15 protein-coding genes are annotated in these 20541 nt (G+C 54.4%); 12 read left to right on the forward strand and 3 right to left on the reverse strand.

Features of this window, described 5'->3' with window-relative positions:
* Positions 1-207: 207 nt before the first annotated feature.
* The 5 genes from CWO84_RS17160 to CWO84_RS17180 all read left to right on the forward strand — a co-directional run bounded on the left by CWO84_RS17160 (position 208) and on the right by CWO84_RS17180 (position 9531).
* Positions 208-1674 carry a hypothetical protein gene (locus CWO84_RS17160; RefSeq protein ID WP_133120712.1) on the forward strand — a complete coding sequence of 489 codons (1467 nt, stop codon included), beginning with the start codon at positions 208-210 and terminating at the stop codon, positions 1672-1674.
* A gap of 62 nt (positions 1675-1736) precedes the next feature.
* Entirely contained in the window at positions 1737-2012 is a 276-nt protein-coding gene (locus tag CWO84_RS17165) for a cupin domain-containing protein (protein WP_033159054.1), read from the forward strand.
* Positions 2013-2132: 120 nt separating this feature from the next.
* The gene (locus CWO84_RS17170; RefSeq protein WP_033159055.1) at positions 2133-3335 is read left to right on the forward strand and encodes an MdtA/MuxA family multidrug efflux RND transporter periplasmic adaptor subunit; all 1203 of its coding nucleotides are present in this window, start codon (positions 2133-2135) and stop codon (positions 3333-3335) included.
* 2 nt (positions 3336-3337) lie between these two features.
* The gene (locus CWO84_RS17175; protein ID WP_101054092.1) at positions 3338-6460 is read left to right on the forward strand and encodes an MdtB/MuxB family multidrug efflux RND transporter permease subunit; all 3123 of its coding nucleotides are present in this window, start codon (positions 3338-3340) and stop codon (positions 6458-6460) included.
* The gene (locus CWO84_RS17180; RefSeq protein WP_101054094.1) at positions 6457-9531 is read left to right on the forward strand and encodes a multidrug efflux RND transporter permease subunit; all 3075 of its coding nucleotides are present in this window, start codon (positions 6457-6459) and stop codon (positions 9529-9531) included. Before CWO84_RS17175 ends, CWO84_RS17180 begins: the two co-directional genes overlap by 4 nt.
* On the opposite strand, the gene CWO84_RS17185 is transcribed toward CWO84_RS17180, so the two are convergent.
* From CWO84_RS17185 to CWO84_RS17195, 3 genes are all read right to left on the reverse strand, one after another.
* Entirely contained in the window at positions 9518-12397 is a 2880-nt protein-coding gene (locus CWO84_RS17185) for an EAL domain-containing protein (protein ID WP_101054097.1), read from the reverse strand. The two genes, CWO84_RS17180 and CWO84_RS17185, sit on opposite strands and share 14 nt — an antisense overlap.
* Positions 12398-12412: 15 nt before the next feature.
* Positions 12413-12889, reverse strand: coding sequence for a prepilin-type N-terminal cleavage/methylation domain-containing protein (locus tag CWO84_RS17190; protein WP_033159058.1), 477 nt, complete (start codon positions 12887-12889; stop codon positions 12413-12415).
* 156 nt (positions 12890-13045) lie between these two features.
* The gene (locus tag CWO84_RS17195) at positions 13046-14371 is read right to left on the reverse strand and encodes an HD-GYP domain-containing protein (RefSeq protein WP_101054099.1); all 1326 of its coding nucleotides are present in this window, start codon (positions 14369-14371) and stop codon (positions 13046-13048) included.
* Positions 14372-14849: 478 nt separating this feature from the next.
* Between CWO84_RS17195 and nifH the strand changes: the two genes are divergently transcribed.
* From nifH to CWO84_RS17230, 7 genes are all read left to right on the forward strand, one after another.
* Positions 14850-15728: a nitrogenase iron protein gene (gene nifH, locus CWO84_RS17200; RefSeq protein WP_033159060.1), complete on the forward strand. Its 879-nt coding sequence runs from the start codon at positions 14850-14852 to the stop codon at positions 15726-15728.
* A gap of 103 nt (positions 15729-15831) precedes the next feature.
* Positions 15832-17313: a nitrogenase molybdenum-iron protein alpha chain gene (gene nifD / locus CWO84_RS17205; RefSeq protein WP_033159061.1), complete on the forward strand. Its 1482-nt coding sequence runs from the start codon at positions 15832-15834 to the stop codon at positions 17311-17313.
* Between the two features lie 149 nt (positions 17314-17462).
* Complete coding sequence (gene nifK, locus CWO84_RS17210) at positions 17463-19046, forward strand: nitrogenase molybdenum-iron protein subunit beta (protein ID WP_033159062.1); 1584 nt, start codon at positions 17463-17465, stop codon at positions 19044-19046.
* A 98-nt stretch (positions 19047-19144) separates the two neighbouring features.
* Positions 19145-19366 carry a putative nitrogen fixation protein NifT gene (gene nifT / locus CWO84_RS17215; RefSeq protein ID WP_033159063.1) on the forward strand — a complete coding sequence of 74 codons (222 nt, stop codon included), beginning with the start codon at positions 19145-19147 and terminating at the stop codon, positions 19364-19366.
* A gap of 4 nt (positions 19367-19370) precedes the next feature.
* Positions 19371-19571, forward strand: a complete 201-nt coding sequence (locus CWO84_RS17220; RefSeq protein WP_020483289.1) for a 4Fe-4S binding protein — start codon at positions 19371-19373, stop codon at positions 19569-19571.
* Positions 19572-19575: 4 nt separating this feature from the next.
* Entirely contained in the window at positions 19576-20268 is a 693-nt protein-coding gene (gene nifX, locus CWO84_RS17225) for a nitrogen fixation protein NifX (RefSeq protein WP_101054102.1), read from the forward strand.
* A gap of 2 nt (positions 20269-20270) precedes the next feature.
* Positions 20271-20537, forward strand: coding sequence for a DUF6129 family protein (locus CWO84_RS17230; protein WP_026603355.1), 267 nt, complete (start codon positions 20271-20273; stop codon positions 20535-20537).
* The last annotated feature ends 4 nt before the right edge of the window (positions 20538-20541 follow it).

Raw genomic sequence — 20541 nt, forward strand, 5'->3', positions numbered from 1 at the left:
AGCAATCAAAATTCCCACTGAAGTTAGCAGTCAGTAGCGACAACAACAAAACCAGACAGTCGTTTAATCGCCCTTGACCGAAGCCGACTTGCACAGACTCGGTCCGGGCGTTAAAAATTTTCTCGACAGGGATCGCTGAGAAAATTTTCCGCAAAGCGGATTACAACAAAAACTATAACCTGCGGACTTAGCGCCAGGGAGAGAATCGTGATGTTTCCTTATCGCCATGATTTCCAGATCGTCGGAGACGACTTTTACCGTTCCCATCCAACGCCTTGGCCACGCCGTTTACGGCGCCGGACCTTATTTTTGCTGGTACTTCTGCCCTTGCTACTGATTACCGAAACCTATGTCTTTCTCCAGCCGGCGGTTTTTGAAAGCCAAGCCTTGGTATTGACGACTGCGGCAACCGATATTGATCAAACTCATGCAGAGGCGGATCTGGAGCATGTCAACATTCAAAAGCAGGTCTTGCTGGGACAACCGGTATTGGCAAAAACCACCGAGACGCTAAAACAGCAGGCTGGTATCGAGCATCCCAATATCAACCAGCTAAAAGAGCTGTTCCAGGTAAAACCGGTTGCGGACACCAATCTAGTGCAATTGGCGGCTGAAGGCAGTCATCCGCAATTCCTGCAAATGGCCTTAAATACCTGGATCAAAACCTACCAGCAAATTCGCGCGGAGTACATTGCCGAAATCACCGATAAAGCCAGTACCTCGATCAAATCGGAATTGACTCGCCTGGAACAACAAGTCCGCGACAAACGCCAGGACATTGAATCGTTCCGCTTGCAGCATGACATCCTCTCCCTGGAGAGCACCGATAACGAGGCCCACGCCCGCTTACAAGGTTTAAATACTTCCTTGAATGCCGCCATGGAAGAAGAAGCGAAAGCCAAGGCCAAACTGGACGCCATTCATGCCGCCGTCGCGGAAGGCAAAGCCGTGGTGCCGGAAGCCGATTCGCAAAGTCTGGCGGCGTTAACCCAGCAAGCCGAACGCCTACGCGAACGCCTGGAAGCGCAAAGGAGCCAATACACCGACGAATACATCGAATTTCACCCCAGCCTGCGCAATTTAAAAACCCAATTGGCCGAGCTGGATGAAAAAATTGCAAGCAAAGAACAAGCCGGCTCGAGCTATGCCACGCAAGAGGCCGAAAACGCCTACGGTGCGGCGCACCGCACCGTATTGACCATTCAAAAGCAAATGGCCGAGCATAAACAAAAAGCCGCCGAATACACCAATCAATTCGCCAAACACAAAGCCATGCAGGAAGAACTGCTTAAGTTGGAGGAATTATTGCAACAAACCAAACAACGTCTAGTGGAAATCGACGTCAAACAACGGCAAAGCAATCCGCAACTGGACGTCGTGGATTGGGCCTCGCTGCCCGATAAGCCGGTGAAACCCGATTACGGCCGGGACGCCGGCATCGCCGGCGCGGCCAGCCTGGCAATCGCGTTACTGGTGGTCTGGCTTAACGATTATTTGAACAAGGAGCCGACGCTGACCACGATAAATTCCGTCACCGAATTTCAAATCTACCAGCAAAGCGAGCCCAAGTTGGAGAACAATGCCGACAACCTCACGGTCGGGACGGAACGGCGTAACAGGCTGCGCCGCGCGGACGATCTGAAGCAATTACCGGACGAAACCACCGATTCATAGCTGCGGCTCGGCAACAATGCTAAAATCCGCCGCTCGATCAACTTCATTCAAACAGGAAACCCATGAGCCAAATTACCGTTGAACATAACCCCAGCGAAGAACGTTTAAAAGAGCTGGGCGTATCGAGCTGGCCGATCTGGGAAAAAGAAATTTCCAAATTCACCATCGATTTCGACGAAACCGAAACCGCTTATGTGTTGGAAGGCGAAATCATCGTCACTCCAGTGGGCGGAGAGCCGGTGCGGATTTTACCTGGCGACCTGGTGATGTTTCATGAAGGCCTGGACAGCCATTGGGAAGTGGTCAAGCCTTTGCGCAAACACTACCATTACGATTGATCGTCACGACAGCGGCAGACAATCCGAAAAAGGCATCTTCAAGATGCCTTTTTTAGTTGTGCCGCTAGACTCGACTGGCCGGCATGACGCCGGCTCCCACTTATTGTTATTCGCATGGCTATGAACCAGGATCAGGATTTTTCCGCATTAAAGCCGAGGTCGCGCTGGCGCTGGGCGACTATTCTCCTATTAACGGTCGCGGCGGGCGGCTATTATTTGCACCATGCCGGCCAGCATCCGCGGGAAAACCAGGATGCGCACGCCAATCCCAACGAAAACATTCCCATCAGCGTCGCAGTCGCCTCAAGCTGGCAAGGCGATTTGCCGATTTACCTAAACGGCTTGGGCACCGTCACCCCACTGCACACCGTGACAGTGCGCTCGCGCGTCGATGGCGAACTGATCCGGGTGGCGTTTACCGAGGGCCAAGCGGTTAAACAAGGCGAACTGCTCGCCGAAATCGATCCCCGACCTTATCAAGTGGCCGTGCAACAAGCCGAAGGCCAATTGCTGCGCGACGAAGCGCTGCTAAAAAACGCCGAAATCGACCAAGCCCGCTATCAAACCTTGCTGGAGCAAGACTCCATCGCCGCCCAGCAAACCGCCACCCAAGCCGCGCTGGTCAAGCAATATCGCGGCAGCGTCGAAATCGACCGCGCCCAACTCGACAATGCCAAACTGCAACTGAGTTATTCCCGCATCACCGCGCCGGTATCCGGCCGAATCGGTTTGCGGCTGGTGGATCAAGGCAACATGGTCCGCGCCAGCGACGTCAGTGGCCTGGCGGTCATCACCCAAATTCAGCCGATCTCGGTGGTGTTCACGCTGCCGGAAGATGTAATACCCGAGGTGATGCGGCGCTGGCGTTCCGGCGAGACGCTGGTCATTGACGCCTACGACCGGGCCGGCCGGCAAAAACTGGCCAGCGGCAAGCTGCTGGCGGTGGACAATCAGATCGACGCCAGCACCGGCACACTGAAATTAAAAGCCCAATTCGATAACGAAGACCGCACCCTGTTCGCCAACCAGTTCGTCAATATCAAAATGCGTCTGGACACCTTGCGTGCCGCCACCTTAGTCCCTAGCTCCGCCATTCAGCACGGGGCCAATGGCGCATTCGTGTACGTGGTGAAGGACGACAACACCATCAGCGTAAAGCGGATAAAAGCCGGACCGGCTGACGGCGAAACGGTCGCGATTCCGGAAGGTCTGGGCGTGAACGAAAAACTGGTGATCGATGGCGCCGACAAACTGCGCGAAGGCAGCCAAGTCAAGGTAATCGATAAAACCCAACCAGCCGCCTCCGGCAAGACCGCCAACTAAACATGGCCGCCGCGCAAAACCCGCTTCCCGGTTTCAACCCATCGCGACACTTTATCCTGCGTCCGGTCGCCACCTCCTTGCTGATGCTGGCCCTGCTGCTGGCCGGGGTTTTGACTTACCGCTTATTGCCGATCTCGGCATTGCCGCAAGTCGATTACCCGACGATTCTGGTCACCACGCTCTATCCCGGCGCCAGCCCGGAAGTCACAACCTCGGCGATTACCGCGCCGCTGGAACGCCAGTTCGGGCAGATGCCCGGCCTGCGGCAGATGTCCTCGACCAGTTCCGGCGGCGCGTCCGTGGTGACGCTGCAATTCGATCTGGCATTGGATCTGGACATTGCCGAACAAACCGTGCAAGCCGCCATCAACGCCGCCAACAATTTCCTGCCCAAAGACCTGCCGCTGCCGCCGATTTACAACAAGGTCAACCCGGCTGACACACCGATTTTGACCTTAGCGATCACCTCATCCAGCCTGGCCTTGCCTAAAGTCCAGGATTTGGTCGACACCCGCTTGGCGCAGAAAATCGCCCAATTGCCCGGCGTCGGCTTGGTCAGCATCAGCGGCGGCCAACGGCCGGCAGTCAGAATCCAGGCCAACCACCAAGCGCTGGCCGCCTATGGCCTGAGCCTGGAAGACCTGCGCAACGCCATCGCAGCCGCCAATGTCAACCAACCCAAAGGCATGTTCGACGGCCCGCAGCGCTCGGCCATCATCGACAACAACGACCAACTGCGCTCGGCGGCTGAGTACCGCGACTTGGTGGTGGCCTATCGCAACGGCGCGCCGGTGCGGCTATCCGCGGTCGCCGACGCGGTCGACGCCGCCGAAAACGTCAAACTGGCGGCCTGGGCCAACGACAAAGCCGCCGTCATCGTCAATATCCAACGCCAACCCGGCGCCAATGTCATTGAAGTGGTGGATCGCATCAATAAGTTGCTGCCGCAACTGCGGGCGACCTTGCCGGCCGCGGTCGAAGTGCTGCCCTTGACCGACCGCACCGTCACTATCCGCGCCTCGGTACACGATGTGCAATTCGAGTTGCTGCTGGCCGTGGCACTGGTGGTGATGGTGATTTTTCTGTTTCTGCGCAATCTACCGGCCACCTTGATCCCGGCGGTCGCGGTGCCGCTGTCCTTGGTCGGCACCTTTGGGGTGATGCACCTGGCCGGCTTTAGTATCAATAATCTGACCTTGATGGCGCTGACCATCGCCAGCGGCTTTGTGGTGGACGACGCCATCGTCGTCATCGAAAACATCTCCCGCTACCGCGAACGCGGCGAGTCGCCCTTGCAAGCAGCCTTGAAAGGCTCGGAACAAATCGGCTTTACCATCATCTCCTTGACCATCTCGCTGGTGGCAGTGCTGATTCCGCTGCTGTTCATGGGCGACGTGGTGGGCCGACTGTTTCGCGAATTTGCCATCACCTTGGCGGTGGCGATTCTGATCTCGGCGGTGGTGTCGCTGACCTTGACACCTATGATGTGCGCTAGGCTGCTAAGGGCCAGCACAGCCGGCCATGACTCACACGCCGGCTTGCTCGACAAAGTCATCGCCGCTTACGGCCGCAGCCTGGAATGGGTGCTTAAGCGCCAAGGCCTGACGCTACTGGTGGCTATCGCCACGCTGGCGTTGACCGTGTTGTTATACGCAGCCATGCCCAAAGGCCTGTTCCCAATCCAGGACACCGGCTTGATTCAAGGCATTACCGAGGCACCGCCCAGCATTTCCTTCGCGGCAATGGCCGAACGCCAGCAAGCCATGGCTCAACAGATCCTGGCCGATCCGGCCGTGGCCAGCCTGTCGTCGTTTATAGGCGTGGACGGCAGTAACCCGACCCTGAACAGCGGCCGCTTTTTAATCAACCTGAAACCGCAAGCCCAACGCGACAACGCCAGTAAAGTGATCGAACGCTTACGGCCACGCCTGGCCGAGGTGCCGGGTATCTCGGTCTATCTGCAACCGGTGCAGGACATGACCTTGGAAAACCGGGTCAGCCGCACTCAATTTCAATTTACCTTGCAGACCGTGGATTTAACGGCATTAAACCGCTGGACCCAACGTCTGGTCGAGCGGATGCGCGCCCTGCCCGCTATCGCCGATGCCGCCAGCGACGTGCAGGACCAAGGCCTGCAAGCCTATATCGAAATCGACCGCGCCAGCGCCAGCCGGCTAGGCGTCAGCACCGCCGACATCGATAACGCCTTATACAACGCCTACGGCCAGCGCTTGGTGTCGACCATTTTCACCCAGTCCAATCAGTACCGGGTGGTGTTGGAAGTAGACCCCAAGCAGCAGAGCGGCCCGGAAGGCTTGCAAGAACTGCGGATTCCTTCCAGCAATGGCAGCCAGGTGCCGCTGTCGGCCCTGGCCAGCATTTCCGAACGGCAGACCGCGCTGGCTATCAACCATCTGGATCAGTTTCCCTCCGCGACCATTTCCTTCAACCTGCCCGCCGGCGCCGCCTTGGGCGACGCCATTGAAGCCATCGAGCAGGCCAAGCAGGACATCGGTTTACCTTTAGCGGTGCAAAGCGATTATCAGGGCGCGGCCTTGGCGTTTAACGCCTCGCTCAGCGGCACGCTGTGGTTGATCCTGGCCGCCATCGTTACGGTGTATATCGTGCTCGGCGTGCTGTACGAGAGCTATATTCATCCCATCACCATTCTGTCCACGTTGCCCTCGGCCGGGGTCGGCGCGCTGCTGGCCTTGCAGTTGTCCGGCAACGATTTGGGCATCATCGCGGTAATCGGCATCGTGCTGCTGATCGGCATCGTCAAAAAGAACGCGATCATGATGATAGACTTTGCACTGGAAGCCGAGCGCAAGCAAGGCCTGCCGCCGCGCGAAGCGATTTTCCAGGCCTGCCTGCTGCGCTTTAGGCCGATTCTGATGACCACGCTGGCGGCTTTGCTGGGCGCCCTGCCCTTGATGCTGGGCAGCGGCGTTGGCTCGGAATTACGTCATCCCTTGGGCATCAGTATGGTCGGCGGTTTATTGCTCAGCCAATTGCTGACCTTGTACACCACACCGGTGATTTACTTGAGCCTGGACCGGCTGGCCCGAAGCTTGCGCGGCGCGGCCGAATCGCCTTTAGCCGACAGCGGCGACCGCCAGCCGTGAACATATCGGCGCTGTTCATCTACCGCCCGGTTGCTACCACGCTGCTGACGCTCGGTGTGGCATTGGCCGGCATCATAGCCTTCCTGCAACTGCCGGTCGCACCCTTGCCGCAAGTGGACTTCCCGACTATTTCGGTGTCCGCCAACCTGCCCGGCGCCAGTCCGGAGACCATGGCCGCCACGGTCGCCACGCCGCTGGAACGGGCGCTGGGCCGCATCGCCGGCATCAGTGAAATGACTTCGGCCAGTTCGCTGGGTTCGACTCGGATCACCTTGCAGTTTGATTTAAATCGCGACATCGACGGCGCGGCCCGCGACGTGCAAGCCGCGATCAACGCCGCCAGCAGTTTGCTGCCCAGTAATCTGCCCAATCGGCCCAATTACCGCAAAGTCAATCCGGCTGATTCGCCTATTCTGATTCTGGCGCTCACCTCCACCACCCTCAGCCGCGGCCAAATGTACGACGCCGCGTCAACGATATTAGCGCAGAAAATCAGCCAGTTGCCCGGCATCGGTCAGGTCAATGTCGGCGGCAGCTCGCTGCCGGCTGTCCGGGTGGAACTGAATCCCGGCGCGTTAGCACAATACGGCATCGGCCTGGATCAGGTCGCCCAAGCCATCAACGCCAGTAACGCCAATCGCCCCAAAGGCGCGCTGGAAACTGGCGAGCGGCATTGGCAAATTCACGCCAACGATCAGGCCGAACACGCCGCCGACTACCTGCCGCTGATCGTCGCTTACCGCAACGGCGCGCCGGTGCGCATCGCCGATCTGGGGACTGCGGTGGATTCGGTGGAAGATTTGCGCAGTACCGGCCTGAAGAACGGCCAACCGGCGGTGTTATTGATCATCAATAAACAACCCGGCGCCAATATCATCGACACAGTCGAACACGTCAAAGCCATGCTGCCGCAATTGCGCGCGCTGACGCCGGCGACGATGGAATTATCGATAGTCTCGGACCGTTCGCAAACCATCCGCGCCTCGGTTGATGAAGTCGAGCGCAGCCTGTTGATCGCGGTGGTGCTGGTAATCCTGGTGGTGTTGCTGTTTCTGCGCCGGCTACGCTCCACGCTGATTCCGGTCGTCGCGGTGCCGGTATCGCTGATCGGCGCCTGCGCGGTGATGTATTTGTGCGATTACAGCCTGGACAATCTGTCGTTGATGGCTTTGACCATCGCCACCGGCTTTGTCGTGGATGACGCCATCGTGGTCTTGGAAAACACCAGCCGGCATATCGAAAACGGCGTGCCACCGTTCCAAGCCGCTTTACGTGGTACCGGCGAAGTAGGATTTACCGTGTTGGCAATGAGTTTGTCGCTGATCGCCGTCTTCACGCCGATATTATTGATGGGCGGCATCGTCGGCCGGCTGTTTCGCGAATTTGCCGTGACTTTATCGGCTGCGGTACTGGTGTCGTTGGTGGTGTCCTTGACCGTGACGCCGATGTTGTGCGCGCGTTGGCTGGAACCGGCGGAAAATCATACCCCCGGCAAGGGGTCGGCTTGGCTGGAAGCCCAATTCCAGCGCCTGCAAAACGGCTACCGCCGCAGTTTGAGTTGGGCGCTGCACCATCCCAAACTGATGCTGGCGGTGTTGCTGGCTTGCATTGGTTTGAACGTGTATTTGTACATCATCGTGCCGAAAGGTTTTTTCCCGGTGCAGGACAACGGCCGGCTCAGCGGTACCATCCAGGCCGATCAAAGCATTTCCTTCCAGGCCATGCAAAGCAAACTGCATGATTTTGTCGATATTTTGCGGCAAGATTCGGCAGTGACCAATGTGGTGGGCTTCGCCGGCGGCATGCAAAACACCAACTCCGGCCTGATGTTTGCGGTACTCAAGCCGCCCGAGCAGCGCGATGCGCCAATAGCCGAAATCAGCCGCCGGTTGCGGGAAAAGCTGGCCGACGAGCCCGGCGCCAGCCTGTTTTTACAGCCGGTGCAGGATTTGCGCATCGGCGGCCGCGGCTCGGCGGCCATGTACGAGTTTGCCTTGCAATCCGAAGACTTGAGCCTGCTGCGCGAATGGACACCCAAAATCGTCGCGGCGCTGCGCAAGCGGCCGGAACTGACCGATGTCAACACCAATCAACAAGACAAGGGCCGACAAATATCGCTGATAGTCGATAGAGACAAAGCCGCCAGCTTGAGCGTCAGTCAGGCCGCCATCGATACCGCCTTGAACAACGCTTTTGGCCAACGCCAAGTGTCGGTGATCTATAAACCGTTGAACCAATACCGGGTGGTGCTGGAACTGGCACCGGAATACTGGCAAAACCCGCGCACGCTGCAACAGCTTTACGTCAGCAACAACACCGGCACCCAAATTCCGCTGGCGACGCTGGCTAGCTTCCAGACCAGCAACGCGCCGCTGACCGTCAACCATCAAGGCCAGTTCGCCGCCGCCACCGTGTCCTTTAACCTGATGCCCGGCACCTCGCTATCGACAGCCACCCAATTCATCGAACAAACCCTGCGAGACCTCGGCACGCCGGCTGCGGTACGCGGCAGTTTCCAGGGCTCGGCCAAGGCTTTTCAGGAGTCGCTACGCAACCAACCCTGGTTGATCGCGGCGGCACTGCTGAGTATTTACATCGTGCTGGGCATGCTCTATGAAAGCTATATCCATCCGCTGACGATCTTGTCCACCCTGCCCTCGGCCGGGGTCGGCGCCTTGCTGGCCTTGCTGGCTTGCGATACCGAGTTCAGCATCATCGCCTTGATCGGGGTGATTTTGCTGATCGGCATCGTCAAGAAAAACGCGATCATGATGATCGATTTTGCCTTGGACGCCGAACGCCACAAAGGGCTGAGCGCCGAGGACGCCATCTTTCAAGCCTGTTTATTGCGCTTTCGGCCGATCATGATGACCACGCTGGCGGCGATGCTGGGCGCATTGCCATTAGCTTTGGGATCGGGTTATGGCGCGGAACTGCGCCAGCCCTTGGGGATTTCCATCGTCGGCGGCTTAATTTTCAGTCAATTGCTGACCTTGTACACCACGCCGGTGGTGTATCTGTATCTGGATGGTGTCAGTGCCTGGGGTCGCCGCTGGTTTAACTGGAACTAATCGCCGGCAGATTTGTGCCACGCTTGGCAGCATCGGCCTGCAACAAACTTAAAAATTCGTCGCTAGGCACCGGCCGGCTGAATAAATAGCCTTGAAATAAGCCACAGTGATGTTGTTTCAATATCTCAAGCTGCGCTGCGGTTTCGACGCCCTCGGCGATGGTTTCCATACCCAAGCCGTCGGCAAGTGCCAGAATGGCGCGGACGATAGCCGCGCTACTGTCGTCGCTTTCCAGCTGCCGGACAAACGATTGATCGATCTTCAACACATCCAGCGGCAATTCTTTTAGGTAGGACAACGAGGAGAAACCGGTACCAAAGTCGTCCATGGACAGGGTTAGTCCCAACGCTTTTAAATGATGCATGCGTTCGATGCAGGCTTTGATGTTGCCGATAGCCACCGATTCGGTGAGTTCCAATTCGATGAACTTCGGGTCCGTGCCGGTTTTGCTCAACACCGCCGCGATTTTCTCGACTAATTCCGGATGCTTAAAATCAACCGCTGAAAGATTCACAGAAATCCGCAAGGGCCCCAGGCCTTGGGCATGGCAAGCGTTTACCCACAAACAGGTTTGCTCCAAGACCCAATCGCTGATCTCCACGATTAAACTGGTCTGTTCGGCCAAGGGAATGAATTTAGCCGGCGAAATCATGCCCAGCTCGGTGTGCCGCCAGCGGATCAAGGCTTCGGCGCCGACAATGCGGCCATCCCAATCCACCTTGGGCTGGTAGAACACCAGCAATTCGTTTCTGCCGATCGCGCCGCGTAGTTCTTGTTCCAGCTTGATATTTTCCAATGCCGCTGCATTCAATTCCGGCGAATAAAACCGGAAATTGGCGCGCCCCTCGCTCTTGGCGTGGTACATGGCGGCATCGGCATTCTTCAGTAAATCCGGCACGTTGTCGGCATCGTCGGGAAACAGTGCAATCCCGATACTGGTTGTCACGGTCATGGGCAGTCCGGCCACCGTCACGGGTTGCTTCAGCGCGGCCAGAACTTTCTCGGCAACCGCGCTGACGAAGGCCGCCGGGTTATGCTGAGTATGCAATTCACCGATCACGATGACGAACTCGTCGCCGCCCAGTCTGACAACCAGATCGGTCGCTCTGACGCAATTGAGAAAAATCCGCGCCGCTTGCCGCAGCAATTCGTCGCCGGCCGCGTGTCCCAGCGAGTCGTTGACATTTTTGAAGCGATCCAAGTCCATAAAAAACACGGCAAGTTGCGCGTCATCGCGCCGGGCCCGCGCGATTTCCTGCCCCAGCCTGTCATGCAGTACCAAGCGATTGGGCAAGCCGGTCAGGGAATCGTAATGGGCGTGCTGGTATAGCTTCTCTTCCCAGGCGGCATTGGACAGCGCGACCGCGATGCGGTCGCCAAAGTTGATGGCCGCATTGCACGATTCCGGTGGAATCCGTTTCGGCGCTTGATAACCCAAGCAAATAAGCGAAGCCAGTGTACCGTTGACATGAACGGGAACAACCAAATAACGCCAAGCACCGGACACGCCGAGCACCTGCAAATACTCGGACATCCGCTCGTCATTGTTAGCAATCTCCAGGGCGCCATTGTGCATGGTGCGCAAATCCGCTACATCCTGTTGGCTCAGAATCACCGGTTCGGCTAATATTTCGGCATCGCGCCCGCTACGCCGAACCCGAATCTCGTCGGCGATACCGGTATCGGGATTGACGGCGGCGATGGAAATCAAATCGCAAAACAATATGCTGGGCAAGCGATTCAACGCCGTGTCGATAATGTCTTCGGCATTTAAGGCGGAGAGAATATGACGGTCGATTTCCGCCATGGTGGCGAGAATATCGAACTGGCTGCGCAGGCGGCGGGTCATTTCGTTGAACGAATCCGCCAACTCTTCAAATTCGTCATGGCTATCAATATCTACTCGACATTCCAGATTGCCGTCGGCAACACGTTGAGTGCCTATTTTTAAGCGTTCGAGCGGCGTTAAATATTTAGCAATCAACCTGCTGCTCAAATACACGACAATCAGCGCGGCCAGCAGAATCACCGGTGGGTAAATCGCGCTAAATTGCCGAATTGCCGCAAACGCCAACGATTCAGGCAGGCTTTGCACGACGATCAGGTCCGGACCGAAAAATAGCGTGGCGACCGGCAGCTTCCAATACGCGCCGAGGTAGGCTTCGCCGTCCCTTTGCCACGAGAAGCGGCCGCTATTGGCTTGCGCGACTTGCGCCCTGAGCTCCGGAGACGGATCGAAATCTTGCTCCAGCGCGAACAATATCTGTAGCGAGTCTGCAGCCATCACCCACAGCAGATTGTTGGGATCGATAGTTTCGGAATTCCATAACAAGTCGGGTTTCAATTCGGCCATCAGGATACCGGCTTTCGGTGAGTTTTCGACCAGATTGATAGCCATCCACAAGCGATTGTCTTCAAGCCGCTGGCCACTCACCGGTTTAATCAGCGTTTTCCCGACCAGAATCTGCGCAAGCTCTTCTGCCGTCAGGGTCGGAATCGCTGCATTGTCTCGGGACAATGCGGATGGTTGACCATCGGCGCGGAGCACTGCCAACCCGGTGAACTGGCCTTGCAGCCATTGTTCGCCGGCCAGCGCCACAGGTTTATCCTCCTTGTTGGATTTATGAATTTTCAAGGCCGCCAGCCGCAGAGAATTTTCGGCAAACAACAAACGGCTGACCAGTCCGTAGGCGTAATCCTTACAGCCTCTCTGCAATGCCTTGGCAGTCTGTGCTTGCAACTGCTGCTTCACTTGCTGGAATGACAGGACGCCCAATATAGCGATTGGGATCAACGCGGCCAACACGAAAGAAAACAGAATGCGGCGGGCAACCTTGCTATGGCTAAAAGACAGCTTGCGCTCCATTGCTAAGGGGTTCTCTCAGAAATCCGCCGCCAAACCGACGAAACCGCCATCTCGGGCCAGGATAATATCGTCCAGACTGTCCTTCTGGCTGATCTGCTTTTTAGTGACGCCATTCTTACCCAGGCTGTACAAATCGTATTTGGTGTTGATGGGGTTAAGCGCATGATCTTTTCGGACTGAGCCCATGGTGCCTGGCCCCCCCTCTATGATATTGAGATAGACATAGTCTCTACCCCAGGGGTCCTTGCCGTTGTTGGGCAGAGCAGAGGTAATGTCGCTAAGCGCATTCGGGTAGTGAAATTCGCGGGTGTAATACCGTTCGATTTCCGTCTGTATGGCTAGCAGATAGCTAATCGCAAGGTCGTTCTTACTTTTATCGATATAACCGTTGTAGGCAGGTATCGCAATGGCCGTCAACACCGCCATGATGGCGACCGCCAACAGCATCTCCATCAGCGTAAAGCCTTGCCCTCCCCTGTTTTTTCTGTACATTTGATTCCAAAACGCCTCGAGAAATTTGCAGCCCTGGCTTGGCAAAGCTGAGCAAAAGCATACGGACGATAATCCCACGCACAAACCCTTTCGTGACCATCGCCAGGTTGCTTATTCTAGCAGAGTTGCTCTAAACGTCCGGTTTCGTAGGGTACCCTAGCGTTTTTCGTTCGCAAAGCCCTTTTGCAAAACACCTTGTTGGTAATATTTTTTGATGTCTATGTTGTAATCCTGGGCTTTGACAATGCCTTTGATAGTCAACACCTTGCCGCGATCGTCCAGCAGCATATCCGCTAGATTGACAATTCTTTCCTGAATCCGCTGTTTCTTGGCATCGAGCAACAGGATGACTTTCGGCCGCAGCTTCTGCAATTCATTCACCTCCACCACAATGGCGATGTAACCGTTGGTCATCATGACGATGCTGCCGGGCGGATAAACCCCCAGACATTCTATAAATTTGATCACCAAACGCTCATCCAGCTGAGAGCCGGCCATATTGGCCAGGATATTGGTCGCTTCCAGATGCGTCCGGCCTTTCTGATACACCCGGTCGCTGGTGATGGCATCGTACATATCCACGATGGTAACGATTCTGGTGAAGAGCGAAATCCCTCTTTCGCCGATACGCCGGGGATAACCTTTGCCGTCCAAGGTTTCGTGGTGAGAATAGGCCGTGTCTATCGCCCCTGGATACATTTGATCGCTGGATTTGAGCAGTTCGTAGCCCAGAGCGGCATGCGAGCGCATAATCGCCAGCTCCTCAGGTTCCAACTTGCCGGGCTTATTCAGAATATCCAAAGGCACCAACATTTTGCCCATGTCGTGCATCATCCCGCACAAGCCGACATTGTTGAGGTTGGCTACGGAAAAATTCAGGTAGCGGCCCAACACAATGGCTAAGGCGCAAACGTTCAAGCTATGTTGTGCGGTGTATTTGTCTTTGTTCTTGAGCTGGTTCAGCCACAAAAAAGCATCCGGCGAATGCAAAATACTGTTCACGCATTGCGCGACCGCTTCTTTGGCGGCTTGAGTGTCTATCCCTTCGCCATTGGCGATGCGCTCCATAAAGTTGGATACCAACTGACCCACTTCTTTATGAACATGTTCGGCACGTGCAAACTCTTTCTCGAAAACACTTAGCTTTGGCGGCGGCGGCGCACCAAAATCAATATTGCTCTCGCTGAGCAAACTGTCTTGAGTGGTTTTAGCTTGGACTGGGCGTTTTCTTTTGCGGGTGGCGTCGATATAGACGTACTGGCAAACATCTTTTACCGCGCGAATATCGGCTTCCGTTTCCAGTTCAAACCCTTGAAATAAGAACGGGCTCTCCAACCAAGGCCGGTCCAATTCGATGACATACATGCCGACGGTCAACTGGCTAACCGGCGTGTAGATGCGCTGATTGACATCGAAGGAATCATCCTTCTTCGCCTGACTTTTCAGCTTGCGGCGGAAAGGCCACCAATTCTTAAAGAACATACAAAGACAATATCATTATTAAATTCGAGAAATACCGCATGAGTAACTAAAAAATGTGGCTGCAAACCGCCACCTACAGGTACCGTGATAAAACCGGATATACGCCTGCTTATGCCCGGCGCCCAAGATTGGCATCAATTATAGAGTGTGTAGGCGATTATTCACCGAAGTCGTCCGGGCAAAGCAGCAAACTCCCGTTATCAGCAAGCCAAATCAAGACACAGCGTGATCGCTAAAGGACCGGGGCCAAAATCCGCGGCGAATACGCACCTAGCCCCCGCTTCAAATAAAAACCCCGCGATTTATGTTGGTTAGATAACAGGCCTTACAAAGAATGTTGCTAATCCGACCATCGAAAAAGCTAGAAACATTATTTTTAATCCTTTATTTTCAATTACTTAAAACACATCAAAACTTTGGCACGGCCATTGCAATTATCAGGTTGTTATTAACAACACCTACTCAAGAGGAGAAGATCATGGCGAAATTACGTCAATGTGCTATTTACGGTAAAGGTGGTATCGGTAAATCTACCACCACGCAAAACCTGGTTGCTGGCTTGGCAGAGCTGGGCAAAAAAGTAATGATCGTCGGTTGCGACCCTAAAGCCGATTCTACTCGTTTGATCCTGCATGCGAAAGCGCAAAACTCTATCATGCAAATGGCAGCTGATGCCGGTAGCGTAGAAGATTTGGAACTGGAAGACGTATTGAAAGTGGGTTACCGCGACGTTAAATGCGTTGAATCAGGCGGTCCAGAGCCAGGTGTAGGTTGCGCCGGCCGTGGTGTTATCACCGCGATCAACTTCTTGGAAGAAGAAGGTGCTTATACCGACGACCTCGACTTCGTATTCTACGATGTATTGGGTGACGTTGTTTGCGGTGGTTTCGCGATGCCAATTCGTGAAAACAAAGCCCAAGAAATTTACATCGTATGCTCAGGCGAGATGATGGCTATGTATGCTGCCAACAACATCGCTAAAGGTATCGTGAAATATGCTAACTCAGGCGGCGTGCGTTTGGCCGGTTTGATCTGCAACAGCCGTAACACCGCTCGCGAAGACGAACTGATCATGCAATTGGCTGCCAGAATGGGCACACACATGATTCACTTCGTACCACGTGACAACGTTGTCCAACGTGCCGAAATCCGTCGTATGACAGTAATCGAGTACGAACCAACCGCGAAACAAGCACAAGAGTATCGCGACTTGGCGCAAAAAATCATCAACAACACCAACTTGGTGATCCCAACGCCAATCACTATGGACGAGTTGGAAGACTTGTTGATGGAATTCGGCGTCATGGAAGAAGTTGACGAAAGCGTTGTCGGTGTAACCGCAGCAGCCGAAGCTTAATCAGTATGTAGGTTGGGCCGGCTGTTAGCCTGTCCAACCTGCTTTCGCATAGTTCCTAACAAGTCTGTGGGGGATTACCCAGGACTACCAGGAGGATTTCATCATGGCAGCCATGACAAGAGAAGAGACCGAAGCGCTTATTCAAGAAGTGCTGGAAGTCTATCCCGAAAAAGCTAAAGCTGATCGCGCCAAACATTTGGCCATCAACGATCAAAGCTTGGAAAAATCAAACAAATGTATCACTTCCAACCGTAAATCCCTGCCCGGCGTGATGACCATTCGTGGTTGCGCCTACGCGGGTTCCAAAGGGGTAGTTTGGGGTCCTATTAAGGACATGATCCATATTTCACACGGCCCGGTTGGCTGTGGTCAATATTCCCGTGCCGGTCGCCGTAACTACTATGTAGGTACTACAGGCGTCAACACCTTCGGTACCATGAACTTTACTTCGGATTTTACCGAGAAAGACATCGTATTCGGCGGCGATAAAAAACTGGCCAAATGTATCGACGAAATCGAAACCTTGTTCCCGCTCAACAAAGGCATCTCCATTCAATCCGAGTGCCCAATCGGTTTGATCGGCGACGACATCGAAGCGGTTTCTAAAGTTAAAAACAAAGAGTACAACAAAACCATCGTGCCGGTGCGCTGCGAAGGTTTCCGTGGCGTCTCTCAATCTTTGGGTCACCATATCGCTAACGACGCGATTCGCGACTGGGTATTGGAAAACCGCGACGGCGATGAAAGCTTCCCAACTACCCCTTACGACGTAGCCGTGATCGGCGACTACAACATTGGTGGTGATGCTTGGGCTTCACGTACCTTGTTGGAAGAAATGGGTCTGCGCGTTGTGGCTCAATGGTCTGGCGACGGTACCATTGCCGAGATCGAAAAAACCCCAAAAGTGAAGCTGAACCTGATTCACTGCTACCGTTCGATGAACTACATCGCCCGGCACATGGAAGAAAAGTACAACATCCCTTGGATCGAGTACAACTTCTTTGGCCCGACTAAAATCGCCGAGTCTTTGCGCAGAATCGCCGCTCACTTCGATGACACTATCAAAGAAGGTGCTGAGCGCGTCATCGAACGCTACAAAGCCGAATACGACGCCGTCATCGCTAAATACAAACCACGCCTGGAAGGCAAACGGGTGATGTTGTACATCGGCGGCCTGCGTCCTCGCCACGTGATCGGTGCCTACGAAGACTTGGGCATGGAAGTGGTGGGTACCGGTTACGAGTTCGGTCACAACGACGACTACGACCGTACCATCAAGGAAATGGGCAACGCCACCTTGTTGTATGACGACGTCACCGGTTACGAATTCGAAGAGTTCGTGAAAAAAGTCCAACCTGACTTGGTCGGCTCCGGTATCAAGGAAAAATACATTTTCCAAAAAATGGGTGTGCCTTTCCGCCAAATGCACTCCTGGGATTACTCAGGCCCTTATCACGGCTACGACGGTTTCGCCATCTTCGCCCGCGATATGGACATGACCATCAACAACCCTTGCTGGAAAAGCTTCAAAGCGCCTTGGAAAACCGAAGCGACCGAGAGCGAACCTGTCAAAGCGGTTGCGTAATCCGTAGGGTGGGCATTGCCCATCTTAACTCCCGGAAAGGTGGGCAAACTGCCCACCCTACTAGGAGCCAAAATGTCGGTCGGGATTTCATTCCCGGCAAAATCCAATCAACGCCGGACCACAGATTAGTGGCGCGTTAGGAGATTATCATGAGCCAAAATGTCGATAAAATAGAACCCAGTTATCCTTTATTCAGAAATGACGAGTACAAGGAAAGCTTGGCCAACAAACGCGAACAGTACGAAGAACGTCATCCACAAGACACCATTGATGAAGTGTTCCAATGGACGACTACCAAGGAATATCAAGAACTGAACTTCCAACGTGAAGCGATCACGGTTAACCCTGCCAAAGCTTGCCAACCTCTGGGCGCGGTACTTTGCGCACTGGGTTTTGAAAAAACCATGCCTTACGTACACGGCTCACAAGGCTGCGTGGCTTACTTCCGGACTTACTTCAACCGTCATTTCAAAGAGCCTATCTCTTGCGTATCTGACTCGATGACTGAAGACGCGGCGGTATTCGGCGGTCAGAAAAACATGTTTGCCGGTTTGGAAAACGCCAAAGCCCTTTACAAACCCACCATGATCGCAGTATCAACCACCTGTATGGCGGAAGTGATCGGTGACGACTTGAACGCATTCATCAACAATGCCAAAAAAGAAGGTCACGTCGATCAAGACTACCCTGTACCATTTGCGCATACGCCTAGCTTCGTCGGTAGCCATACCACCGGTTGGGACAATATGTTCGAAGGTATTGCTCGCTACTTCACCCTTGAAAAAGGTATGTTGCCTGAAGGTAAATACGAAGTTGGCAGTAACAACAAAATCAACTTAGTCCCCGGCTTTGAAACCTATTTGGGCAACTTCCGCGTCATTCACCGGATGTTGAACGAAATGGGCGTTGACCACACTTTGTTGAGCGATCCTACCGAAGTACTGGATACGCCTGCTGATGGCCACTTCAACATGTATGCCGGCGGCACCACGATCGCCGAAGTTGCAGATGCGCCTAACGCGATCACTACCGTGTTGCTGCAACCTTGGCAATTGGAAAAAACCAAAAAATTCGTTGAAACCAGTTGGAAACACGACGCGCCCAAACTGAACATCCCGATGGGCTTGGAATGGACCGACCAGTTCCTGATGAAAATCTCCGAACTGACCGGCAAACCGATTCCAAAATCACTGGAAGTGGAACGCGGCCGCTACGTTGACATGATGACTGACTCCCACGCTTGGTTACACGGCAAAAAGTTTGCCCTGTACGGCGACGCCGACTTTGCTTTGGGCATGACCAAATTCCTGCTGGAAATGGGTGCTGAAGTGACCGATGTGTTGGTTAACCACGCCAACAAACGCTACAAAAAAGCGGTTGAAGAAGTGTTGAAAGCCTCGCCTTACGGCCAGGAAGCGACGGTACATATCGGCAAAGATTTGTGGCACTTCCGTTCATTGATGTTCACCAACAAACCGGACTTCATGATCGGTAACTCCTACGGCAAATTTATCCAACGTGACACCTTCTACAAAGGCGAAGAGTTCGAAGTACCGTTGATCCGTATCGGCTTCCCCATCTTCGATCGTCACCACTTGCACCGTATGACCACATTGGGCTACGAAGGCGGCATGTACATGTTGACCACCATCGTTAACGCCTTGTTGGAGCAGTTGGACAAAGAAACCAAAGGTATGGGAACCACTGACTACAACTACGACTTGATTCGTTAAGCGTAGGGTGGGCACCGCCACGGTGCCCACCAGTCAATCATATCGTGTCGGGTTAAAGCGCAGGCTTAACCCGACCTACACTTGTCTGGAGAATCCCAATGCCTAGCGTCATGCTCAGGAAACGCGAAGACGGCAAATTGCTGTTCTACATCGCTAAAAAAGATCTTGAAGAAACCATCGAATCCTTGGAATTCGACAGCGCCGATAAATGGGGCGGTGAAGTCACTCTGGGTGACGGATCCAAATATTACTTTGATCCGCTGTCCCCTCCGCCTAAAATTCCTACAACTTTGCAAGCTAAACGGTTATCGGAGGAATAAAGCCATGTCTCTGTATATTGTTGCCGAAGAATGCATTTCCTGCGGCGATTGCCTGCCGGTGTGCCCTACCGACTCCATCAAGGAAGGGGCGATTGTTTTTGAAATCAACAAAAAAACCTGCACGGAATGCAATGGCGATTACGACGAACCGCAATGCGTCAAGGTTTGCCCAATCGACAACTGCATTCTGCCTTTAGTGGCTTAACGCCATGAGCCAGTCTACCTTAACCCGGGAACTGGCACTGCGCATCGGGCTGGCGGCTCGCGCCCTGCCCGATACCCCTCCCAAGCTGTTTATCTCCGTGCTGCGTGCCTGTATAGGCACTGCATTAAACGACAAAAACCTGGCCGAACTCGGCAAAGCCCAGTTCCAGCAAGCCTTGAACAATTTCGGCATTGTCGCCAACGCCGACAGTATCCGAGAATCGTTGCGCATTCTGCAAAACAGCGAGGAGCCCGCGCCGATAGCCGATTCCTGCCAGACAATTGCATCCGCCAGCTCGATCCGAATTGCCATCGGCAGCGACGATCCGCAGTTAATCAGCGGGCATTTTGGCTCGTGCCGGCAGTTTTTGATTTATCAGATTGCCGCGGACGACGCCCGGCTCGTCGATGTGCGCAGCATCGATAGCGACGCGCAACGGCAGCATGACGATAAGAATGTGTATCGCGCAGAACTGATCGCCGATTGCCGAGTGTTGTATATTGCTTCTATCGGCGGCCCGGCGGCGGCAAAACTTATCAAATACGGCATTCATCCGGTTAAAGCCGACCAGGGCGAAGCCATCACTCAAATTATCAAACAACTGCAAATCGTTTTAGCGCATGCCCCGCCGCCGTGGCTGGCTAAATCGATGGGCATCCAGCCCGTGCAGCGCGTTTGTTTCGAACAGGAATCCTAGCGATGATTAGTCCAGAGCAACTGCAAACCATAGCCGAGAAAATTAACGGCCAAGCCTTGAACGAAACCGTCGTCAGTGGACTGCGCGGCGAATACCCCGGCGTCCATTTCACCTATTGCATGGACGACGACCTGCCCAACAATGAACCGTTATTGGAAGGTGCAGGCTTCAATCTTTACTTGGTCGATGGCCGCGAACATTGCTTACGCATTACCGATAATTACGAAAATGCCTCGGGCATTGTGATCGCCGAAGTTATTCCCGAATAAGACG

Source organism: Methylomonas sp. Kb3 (assembly GCF_002834115.1).
GTDB classification, from domain to species: domain Bacteria; phylum Pseudomonadota; class Gammaproteobacteria; order Methylococcales; family Methylomonadaceae; genus Methylomonas; species Methylomonas defluvii.